The 9880-nt window shown below is 70.1% G+C and carries 8 protein-coding genes; 3 read left to right on the forward strand and 5 right to left on the reverse strand.

Annotated elements, in window-relative coordinates; translation table 11 throughout:
* Positions 1-27: 27 nt before the first annotated feature.
* Both ACFV6H_RS27765 and ACFV6H_RS27770 read right to left on the reverse strand, forming a co-directional pair.
* Positions 28-1791 carry a choice-of-anchor M domain-containing protein gene (locus tag ACFV6H_RS27765; protein WP_385547224.1) on the reverse strand — a complete coding sequence of 588 codons (1764 nt, stop codon included), beginning with the start codon at positions 1789-1791 and terminating at the stop codon, positions 28-30.
* Positions 1788-2465: a choice-of-anchor M domain-containing protein gene (locus ACFV6H_RS27770; protein WP_385547226.1), complete on the reverse strand. Its 678-nt coding sequence runs from the start codon at positions 2463-2465 to the stop codon at positions 1788-1790. Before ACFV6H_RS27770 ends, ACFV6H_RS27765 begins: the two co-directional genes overlap by 4 nt.
* A 178-nt stretch (positions 2466-2643) precedes the next feature.
* Between ACFV6H_RS27770 and ACFV6H_RS27775 the strand changes: the two genes are divergently transcribed.
* Positions 2644-4218 carry a serine/threonine-protein kinase gene (locus ACFV6H_RS27775; RefSeq protein ID WP_385547229.1) on the forward strand — a complete coding sequence of 525 codons (1575 nt, stop codon included), beginning with the start codon at positions 2644-2646 and terminating at the stop codon, positions 4216-4218.
* A 51-nt stretch (positions 4219-4269) separates the two neighbouring features.
* On the opposite strand, the gene ACFV6H_RS27780 is transcribed toward ACFV6H_RS27775, so the two are convergent.
* On the reverse strand, positions 4270-5199 hold the full coding sequence (locus tag ACFV6H_RS27780) for a CU044_5270 family protein (protein WP_385547232.1): 930 nt from the start codon (positions 5197-5199) through the stop codon (positions 4270-4272).
* Complete coding sequence (locus tag ACFV6H_RS27785) at positions 5196-5861, reverse strand: RNA polymerase sigma factor (protein ID WP_385547235.1); 666 nt, start codon at positions 5859-5861, stop codon at positions 5196-5198. The genes ACFV6H_RS27780 and ACFV6H_RS27785 overlap by 4 nt, the downstream gene beginning before the upstream one ends.
* Before the next feature lie 139 nt (positions 5862-6000).
* Between ACFV6H_RS27785 and ACFV6H_RS27790 the strand changes: the two genes are divergently transcribed.
* The gene (locus ACFV6H_RS27790; RefSeq protein ID WP_385547238.1) at positions 6001-8217 is read left to right on the forward strand and encodes an acyltransferase family protein; all 2217 of its coding nucleotides are present in this window, start codon (positions 6001-6003) and stop codon (positions 8215-8217) included.
* On the opposite strand, the gene ACFV6H_RS27795 is transcribed toward ACFV6H_RS27790, so the two are convergent.
* Positions 8190-9263, reverse strand: a complete 1074-nt coding sequence (locus tag ACFV6H_RS27795) for an alkene reductase (protein ID WP_385547241.1) — start codon at positions 9261-9263, stop codon at positions 8190-8192. The two genes, ACFV6H_RS27790 and ACFV6H_RS27795, sit on opposite strands and share 28 nt — an antisense overlap.
* A 133-nt stretch (positions 9264-9396) precedes the next feature.
* Here ACFV6H_RS27795 and ACFV6H_RS27800 point away from each other — a divergent pair, with 133 nt between their 5' ends.
* Complete coding sequence (locus ACFV6H_RS27800) at positions 9397-9774, forward strand: MerR family transcriptional regulator (RefSeq protein ID WP_385547244.1); 378 nt, start codon at positions 9397-9399, stop codon at positions 9772-9774.
* Positions 9775-9880: the final 106 nt, after the last annotated feature.

Here is a 9880-nt window from a genome sequence, read left to right on the forward strand (position 1 = left end):
CCCGGGGCACCTGCGCCGGAGCAGGTGTCAGGCCTTGCCGGTGTCCGCTCCTGGGACAGGCGTACGGTGGCGTCGGCGCACCGCGAGGAAGGCGATGCCTCCTACCATGACACCGGCGACGGCTCCCGCGAGAGGTACCAGCACACCGGCTCCCGTCGCGGCGAGTCCGCCCTGCGGGGACGTACCGTCGCCGGACGAGTCGCCGGACGGACCGTCCGGACCCGAGGCACCGCCGGAGTCGGCGGCCGGTCCTCCGTCGGAACCGGGTACCGGCGGACCGTCCGACGTGTGGCCGGACCCGCCCGAATCGTCCGTCGAGCCGGACGGCGCGGGCGCGGAGGAGCCCGAGGGCGTCACAGAGGGCGAGGCGGTGGGCCCGTCCCCATCTCCGCCGCCGTCTCCATTTCCGTCCCCGTCCCCGTCTCCCGGTACGACCGTCGCCGGATCGATGTCGCCCACCGCGAACGCCACCGTCTCGCTGTCGCCGACCTTCGTGCCGTTCGCGAGAGTGCCGCTCATGGTGAAGGTCGCCCGGTAGACGCCCTCCTCGGTGAACGCCCATACCGGGTGCGCGTGGGTATGGGCGGCGAAGGAGAAGCTGTCCGGCAGCCCGTCGCCGCTGTCGAGCACGTTGGTGAGCCCGCCGAGGCCGCTGTTCTGGAACACGGCCAGTTGGCCCGGCCCGCGCACCGCGGTCAGTTCGTACGTCAGATCTCCACGGAAGTCCGCCGGGTCCAGCTCCGTCGAGCCCCAGCCCGGCCAGACCAGCCCAGGCACCTGCTGGTCGGGCAGCCACCACACCGGGTCGCCGGGCGTCCCCAGAAACTCGTAGCCCGCGCCGATCCTCCGCTTGGCCTGCGGTTTCACATGGATGACAACACTCTCCGGCTCGCGCCACACCAGCGTCTCGTACGCGCCGTCCTTGATCTGGAACCGCAGACCGCCGCCGACCAGCCGGGTCGCCAGATCGATATGCCCGTCGTCGATGACGTATCCCTTCGGAAGCGTCGGTGTCGGCGTGGGTGTAGGTGTGGGCGACGGCGTGGATCCGTCGCCGGGCAGCACCTGCTCGGGACCGATGTCGTCACCGACCACGACGGCGACGGTCTCCCGGTCGACGCCGCGCGTACCGCCTCCGGTGTCGACGGAGATCTCGAAGGTCAGCCGGTAGACGCCCTCCGCCGTGAAGCCCCACATGGGCGTGAATCGCTTGGAGTCGGGGAGTGTGAACGACGAGTACTCCGGCAGCCGTTCCACGAGCAGCGGTTCGGCCTGGGCACCGTTCGCCCAGTCCCAGGAGAACATGGCGAAGTCGCCGGGGCCCTGGACCTCCGCCAGCCGTACTCCGGCCGACTCGGCCTGCGCGGCGGGGAGTTCGGCGGTGCTCCAGCCGGGATCGAGGTCGAAGCGGTCGTCGGAGCCGACGCCGTTGAGGAGCCAGACCGGATATCCCGGAGTCTCCTCGAACATCGGCACGGGTTCGATCATCGCGCCGTCGATCGCGTACTCCGTCTCCGGCTTGGCATGCAGGACCACCGTGGAAGGCTCCCGCCACACCGCGCTCCCACCTCCGCCACCGGTACGGTCGGCGATCCCCAACTGGACCGTGCCGTCCACGATCCTCGGCGCGAAGTCGATCTCGCCCTCGTCCAGCACGACGGCGAGCGGAGCCGCGCTCGCCGCCGTACTCCCTCCGGCGACCACGGTGAACGCTCCGGCGAACAGGGCCGCCACGGCCGCGACCGCGGCCCCGGCACGCAGCGGCCCGTTCATCCTGGGAGTGGTCGTCACGGCTTGACGGAGAAGACGTACGACGCCGTGGCGGACGGCGTGGCACCGCCGAGGGTGGTGCCGCTGACCCGGAAGGTGAGCCGGTAGGTGCCGGCCGCCTCGAAGGCCCAGTTGTAGTGGTTGTGGGCGCCGGTCAGGAACGAGCGGGAGTCGGACGCGGTGAGACCGTCACCACCGTCGTAGAACTTGGTCACCGCGGAGCCGGACACACCGTACACACTGACATCGGCGGTCGTGTCCTCGTAGACACCGTCGCCCGCGGCGTCGTACTCGGCGCCGGTGAGTGTGAACGTCACACGGTCATTGGTGAACACACCGGAGGTCAGGTGCTCGGTGGAGATGCCGGGCCACAGCACGCCCTTGGCCGCGGCGGCGGCCTGGTCCTGCGGCAGGATCCATACGGTGGAGCCCGCGGCGCCGAGGAAGTTGTACGCGGCGCCCGCGGGTCTGACCGTCTTGGCGGCGGCCGACACATCGAGCCGCACATCGGCGGGCGCGTACTCGACGTCGGGCGTCACCGATTCATCGTGCACATGCAGATCGAAGGCCGCGCCGTCGAACTCGGCGTCCAGGACGTCGACATGACCGGACGACAGGACGACCGGAGCGGCGGCGGTGGCCGTGGCGAGCCCCGCCATCGCGAGCGCGGCGAAGGCGGTACCTGAAACCGTCACAAATCGCTGAAGAGCAGACACAGATGTCCCCCCAAGGGTGGGTATGCGCTTGACCTTGGCCGGTCAAGCGATCGAGTAAGACGATAATCGTTTTCATTAATGAGCGCAACGGCCGCACGGCACCGGCGGTGTTCGCCCGACGGCGAGTGGGCATCTACAGTGCGGGAAGGGGGACTTGATGAGTACTCAGTGGGCGGACCAGGTGTTCCGGCCGCTGGCGGGCGGCGATCCCGCCACCATCGCGGGGTACCGGATCAGTGCCCGGCTGGGGGAAGGCGGCATGGGCACGGTGTATCTGTCCTACACGCCCGGCGGGCGGCCCGTGGCCATCAAGGTGATCCGCCCGGAACTGGCCGGGGATCCGGAGTTCCGTCGCCGGTTCACCCAGGAGGTGCGCGCCGCGCAGCAGGTGCAGGGCCTGTACACCGCGCCGGTCATCGACAGCGACACGGAAGGCGAGCGTCCCTGGCTCGCCACCGCCTATGTGGCGGGGCCCTCGCTACATGTCGCGGTCGGCCGGCACGGGCCGCTGCCGGTTCCGGCGGTGGCGCTGGCCGTCGCCGGGATCGCCGAGGCGCTTCAGGCCATCCACGGCATCGGCATCGTCCACCGCGATCTCAAGCCGTCCAATGTCCTGCTGGCCTCCGACGGGCCGCGTGTCATCGACTTCGGTATCGCCCGTGCCGCCGACGCCACCTCGCTGACGCGCAGCGGCGTCATCGTCGGCACGCCCGCTTTCATGACTCCCGAGCAGGCCTCCGGCGCGGCCTGTGTGCCCGCCACGGATGTCTTCGCCCTCGGCCAAGTCGCCGTCTACGCCGCCACGGGCCTGCCGGCCTTCGGTGAAGGCACCTCGCACGCCGTGCTCTACCGCATCGTGCACGAAGAGCCCAGCCTTTCCGGCGTGCCGGAGGAGCTGGGCGAGCTGATCAGCCGATGCCTGGCCAAGGATCCCGGAGCGCGCCCCACGCCCGCCGATGTCATCGACATGTGCCGACAGGCGTCGCCGCGTACCGAGTTGCGCCGTCCCGAGAGCTGGCTCCCGCCCGCCGTCGCTGCTGATATCGGCCGCCACACGGCCACGCCCGGCCCCCCGCGGCCGTCGGTCAGGCACAAGCGCGTTTGGCTCACGGTCGCCGCGGTCCTGGTGGCCGGTCTGGCGGGGGCCGGTGTCACCGCGCTCCTGGGGAACGACGGGACGACGGATCAGGGCCTCGATTCGGATGTACCCAAGCAGCCGAGCCAGAGCAGCAGTCGGAGCGGGAGCCGGAGCAACCCGGTGGAGACGTCCACAAGTAGCGGCCCCAGCCCCGAAACGACGACACCGACGGACCCGGAACCCTCCCGCTACAAGGCGATCGATATCGCCGATGGCTACACCATGTCGCTCGCGGAGGACCCGCCCAAGCCCTACAAGGCGGAGAGCGGCGTCAACTACGACGGTGATTTCGGCTTCGGCTCGGACTGGGTCACGCAGTTCTGGGGGTTCGCGACTCCCGAAGGCAACACACTGGTGCTGCTCAGGAGCGGGCAGACCGGGTCACTCGACACCTGCCGCTCGGAGACCCGCTATACGAACGAGATCTCGGGGGAGAGCGCGGTCAAGGGCAGCCAGATCTGCGTTGTCACAGCGTCCGGGCATATCGGGCTCGTCACGGTGAAAGGATATTCCCCGGACAACTCGGACAGCACGTATGCGACCGTGGACCTGACGGTCTGGCGCAACGCGGTGGAGCCCGCAGCGGACTCTTGACGCCTCGGGTATGACACCTCGGGTATCCGTTACCACCGGCGCCGCCCGCCTTCAGGACGGCCGCTGGCCGGGGCTGTCGACCACCGTGCGCTGCTGGATGGCGGTAATGGACACTGTTTGTCCTTCGGTGAAATCCTTCGTTGTTTTGACGGCCACTTCGCGCTCGCCCAGATAGGCGTGGGTCCGCACATCGAAGATGAGTTCCTCGCGGATCCCGTCATCGGTGCGTGTCACGGCCACGCCGCGGCGGCCCAGGGCGTCGGTGGTGTTCGGGGTGAGTTCGACGCCGGGGATCATGGCGGCGGCGCGGAAGAGTGCGGCACTCACTGCGGGCGGCATCAGGGACTCGCCCGCCAGGTCTCCCACCAGCACGAAGGTCTTCTGGTTGTTGCTCGTGCCGCCGCCGGCCGTCTTCCGCAGCCAGCGCAGCATGGCGTCCGGGGCGGTGGGGAGGGTCTGGAGGTGGCGGTAGTTGGTGTTGCTGCTGTTGCCCGGCACCTCGATGCCCAGAGGCTGGTGGCGGTTGCCCGGAGTGTTCTCCTTCAGCAGGCCCGGGCGGGAGCCGTCGACGGAGAACCAGACTTCGCGGCGGTGAACCGGGGCGAGGACTCCGGGGCCGTTTCCCTCGTGGACGGTAGCGGCGACCGTGCTCCTGATATAGACGTACTGGTCGTCCCGGATGTCCGCCGGAACGTCCTGTTGTTCCGCGGCGGAGGCGATGTTCTGAAGGAGCTCCGCGGCCTGGGCGGAGGCCGGCTGACCGTCGGTCACGCCGACCACGGCCAGGGCGAGGGCCACCACTGCGGCCGTGGCCATGGCCATGAGACCAGGGCGGAGCCACCGTCCGGGCGCGGAGGTGGCGGCGCGCGGAGAATGCGCCTGGTCACGCCGTACCTCGTGGAGCTGTATCTCCTGGAGCAGATGGTTTTTGAGAACGCTGTGACGGCCAGGCGGAAGGTTACGCTCGGGCAGGGCACTCATGATGACGCTTCCTTACGGAGGACGGCGGAGGAGCTGAGCGGCTCGGGCATGCGGACAGGTGCGCTTCCTGTCTGTCCGCTGCCGGTACCGGAGGATTCCAGCGCGGCGGCGAGCTTTCGTCGTGCGCGGGAGAGCCGGGACCGTACGGTGCCGACGGGTATCCCCAAGGTCCGCGCGGCTTCCGCGTAGTCGAGGTCGTCCCAGACGCACAGCGCGAGGATCTCCCGCTCCGGACGCCGGAGGGCCGCGAGCGCTGTGTGCACCTGGCCGAGCTGGGCGGCGTCGTCGATCCGGCCGACGATGTCGTCGGCAAAATCCGGAACGGTTCCCTCGCGCGGGAGCCTGGCCATCGCGCTCGCGTGGCGGCGCGCGGCCCGCCGTCGGGTACGGGTGACATTCGTGGCGATGCCGAGCAGCCAGGGCCGCAGCGACCCACCGTCGGCGGCTATCCGTTCCCGCAGCCGCCATGCTTCGAGAAAGGTCAGCGACACGATGTCCTCGGCGAGCGACCAGTCTCCGTTCAGCCGGTAGGCATGGTTGTAGACGGAACGGGCGTACGTGTCGAAGAGGTTCGCGAACGTGTCGGCATCACCGTCCCGGATACGGGTCCGCAGACGACGGTTCCCATCGGCGTCGTCCTGGGTGTCCTGGTTTCTGTCCACACTGTCCTGTCTGGCCGACCGGACGGGGCAGTTCCCGTGACACACGTCACACTCCGCTGCCCGCCGGGCGGAGCCAGGCCCCATCGGTCCTGTGAGCTGCCTCACCGGAACTGCTCGGGCGCACAGGTCAGTTCAGGGCATGACCGAATTTCCGCCGCCTCCCGCGACAGAGCTGCCTCGCCTGGCCACACCACGACAATCCACCGCCGCGCATCTGCGGCTGGACATCCAAGGGCTTCGCGCCCTGGCGGTGTCTCTGGTCATCCTCTCCCACATCGGAGTGGCCCGGTTCAGCGGCGGCTACGTCGGCGTCGACGTCTTCTTCGTGATCTCCGGATTCGTGATCACGTCGATGCTGCTGCGCGAGCTCTCCTCGACCGGCCGGCTGTCCATCAGGACGTTCTACGCCCGCCGGGCCCTGCGCCTGCTGCCCGCCGCCACCGTCGTCGTGATCGCCACCCTCGCCGGATCGTGGCTGTATCTGTCCAGGGTCCGGTTCGCCGATTACGTGGGCGACGCCCTGAGCAGTTCCCTCTATGCGGCCAACATCCGGCTGGCTTCCACCGGCACCGACTATCTCTCCCAGGGCAGCCCGCCTTCGCCGTTCCAGCACTTCTGGTCGCTCGCCGTCGAGGAGCAGTTCTATCTGGTGTGGCCGCTCCTTCTGCTGGTCAGCTGGACGGTGGCACGGCGGCACGCATTCCCACTGGCTCTGCCGACGGCCGTCCTGACCGTGGTCTCCTTCGCGCTGAGCCTGCTCACCACCGCGACCTCGCCGTCCTGGGCGTACTTCGGTCCGCACACCCGAGCATGGGAGCTCGGGACCGGCTCCCTCCTCGCGATGGCCGCCACCCGGCTGGAGAAACTCCCGGCCCGGATCGCGGCGGCGGCGACCTGGACCGGGCTCGCCTGCGTCCTGATCGCCGCGTTCACCTTCGACCAGGACACTCCGTTCCCCGGGTACCACGCGCTGCTGCCGGTGCTGGGAACCGCCCTGGTGCTGGCCGGCGGCTGCGTCCCGACCCGGTTCGGTGCGCGGCGTCTGCTCGCGTTGCGGCCCGCGGTATGGGTGGGCGGGCTGTCGTACGGCTGGTACCTGTGGCACTGGCCGCTGCTGGTCATCGGGCCGATGGCGCTGCGCAGAAGCCCGGAACTTCCGCTGCTGCTCGCGCTGATGGCCGTCGCCCTGCCGGCCGCGTGGGCGACGTCCCGTCTGGTGGAGAACCCGGTACGGTTCCATCCGGTTCTGCGCCGCCGGCCGGGCAGCGCGCTGGGCGTGGGCGCCGGTCTGTCGGCGGGCGCCGTTTCGCTGGTCCTGCTCGCCGGGACCTTTCCGCCCGCGATCGACTCCGGCGTGCCCGCACCCGTACTCCAGAACGCCCTGCGGGCCGCACCGGACGCCGAAGGGCGGCTGGCGGAGCTGCTGGGATCCGCGCCCGCGCGCCTGCCGAGCAACCTCACGCCGGGACTCGACGCGATCAGGAGCAAGCGCTCGGCGGCCTACCGTGACGGCTGCCATGCGAACTACACCGGCACGAGCGCTCCGCCGTGTGTCTTCGGCGACCGGGCCTCCGACAAGGTCGTGGTGCTCTTCGGTGATTCCCATGCCGCCCAGTGGTTCCCGGCGCTGGACCGCCTGGCGCGGGCCAGGCACTGGCGGCTGGTCTCGCTGACCAAGGCGTCGTGCAAGGCCGCGACGGTGACCACCGTCCTCCAGCACAAGCCCTACCGGTCCTGCGACATCTGGCGGAACGACGTCCTCGCCAGGATCGACAGGTTGCGCCCTTTCCTGGTGATCGTGTCGTCCTCCGACGCGGGCACCCTGGTGGACCCCGAGCTCGATCCTCTTCAGGAGTGGACCGCCGGCTACCGCAGGACCTTCCAGCGCCTCACGGCAACCGGTGCCCAGGTCGTCGCGCTCCTCGATACCCCCTGGCCCAAGTCCGATCCGGTCGACTGCGCCGCGTCCTACCCGCTGCGGCTGACCACCTGCGCCACCGACACGGCCACGAGCTTCCGGGATCCGATCCGCAGAGAAGCGACCCGCGCGGCGGCGGCCTCCAGCGGAGTGTCCGTCATCGACCCGGAGCCCTGGTTCTGCGCACCGGACGGCGACTGCCCGGTCGTCGTGGACGACACACTGGTCTACCGCGACGACAGCCATGTGGCGGAGACCTACGCTCAGGCCCTCGCGCCCGTCGTCGGCGACCGGTTGTCACGGACGCTCGCAGGGCGGGCCCGTGCCGAAGGCACACCACTGGTCGCCCTGCGGCCGGATGCCCGTCCTCCCTTCGGCACGGGTCGTCCTCCCGCCAGCACCGGTCGGAGTCAGGCCGCGTACTGGTGGGCCGAGTAGGTCAAGTAGCCCGCGTCACCGCCCTGGTAGTACGTGGCCTCGTCCACCGGGGCGATCGGGAGTCCGCCGCGCAGCCGCTCGACCAGGTCGGGATTGGCGATGAAGGCGCGGCCGAAGCTGATGAGGTCGGCGCCCAGTCCGAGCCAGTGGTCGGCGTCGTCGCGGCCGGTCTGCTTCGGTCCCATCGGGAGCACCGGGTTCATGACGAGAGTGCCCGGCCATGCCCGGCGCAGGGCGACCAGTGTCTCTTCGTCGGCGGTGGCTTCGAGGTGTACGTAGGCCGGTTCGAGGCGGGCGAGCTCGGTCAGCAGCGCGGTGTAGAGCTCGCGGACGTCGGTGTCCTCAACTCCCCAGAATGTACCGCCCGGTGAGAGCCGGATGCCGGTCCTGGCTCCGCCGACGGCCTCGACGGTGGCGGAGACGGCCTCGACGGCGAACCGGATCCGGTTGGCGACCGGGCCTCCGTAGCGGTCCGTGCGCAGATTGGCGTTGGACGAGAGGAACTGTGAGATCAGATAGCCGTTGGCGCCGTGCAGCTCCACGCCGTCGAAGCCCGCGTCGACGGCGCGGCGGGCGGCCCCGGCGTACGACCGCGCGTGCTCGGGCACTTCGGCGGTGTCCAGGGCGCGCGGTGTCGGGGCGGGCTGGGGCCCGTTCGGAGTGAACACCTCGCCGACGGCGGGGACGGCCGAGGGCCCGACCGGCCGCATGCCGGTGGTGTCGGGATGCGAGACCCGGCCGCCGTGCATGATCTGGGCGAAGATCCGTCCGCCGTTGGCATGGACGGCGGCGGTCACGGGACGCCATGAGGCGACCTGCTCGTCGGTGTGCAGTCCCGGCGTACCCGGATTGGACTGCCCGATCGCGCTCGGCTGCACTCCCTCGCTCACGATCAGCCCGGCCGTGGCCCGCTGGGCGTAGTAGGCCGCCATCGACGGTGTCGCCAGACCGCCGGCGGCGGCCCGTACCCGGGTCATCGGGGCCATGACCACCCGGTTGGGCAGCGTCAGGCCGCCGAGCCGGTAGCTGGTGAAAAGGGTCGTCACGTCAGGACTCCTTCGCGGTGCGCCGCGCCCGGACCTCGGGCACAGCAGCTACGCTAAAACCTCACATTGATGTCAGAGGCAAGCTCTGTTCAGAGACGAGCCCTGTGGCGCGGGACACAGCCGGGAGGACTTCGTGCGGATCGGGGAGCTCGCGTCACGGGCCGGAGTCAGCGTCAGGTCCGTGCGCTACTACGAGGAGCAGGGACTGCTCACCAGCACCCGCAGTCCCAGCGGGCAGCGGCACTACACGGACGACGAGGTCGAACGGGTCGTGTTCATCCAGCGGCTGTACGCCGCAGGACTGTCCAGCCGCACCATCATCGAACTGCTGCCCTGCGTCGACGCGCCCAGCAAGGAGAACTCCGACGCCGCGCTGGAGCGGATGGCACAGGAGCGCGACCGGCTCTCCGCGCATATCGCCGACCTCCTGCAGACCAGGGACGCACTCGACGCGCTGGTGGCCACGGCCCGCGCGTACCGGGAACAGCTGAGGACGGCCGTGGCCGGCTGACGGGGCAGTGCCTAGGTGTATTGACCCGCAGGGTTGTTGACGCGGCTGATCGGGGGGTGGCCTCCGAGTGCGGTGTGGGTGCGGTGGTGGTTGTAGGTGTGGAGGA

Origin of the sequence: Streptomyces sp. NPDC059743, assembly GCF_042732975.1 — a bacterium.
In the GTDB taxonomy this organism is placed as follows: domain Bacteria; phylum Actinomycetota; class Actinomycetes; order Streptomycetales; family Streptomycetaceae; genus Streptomyces.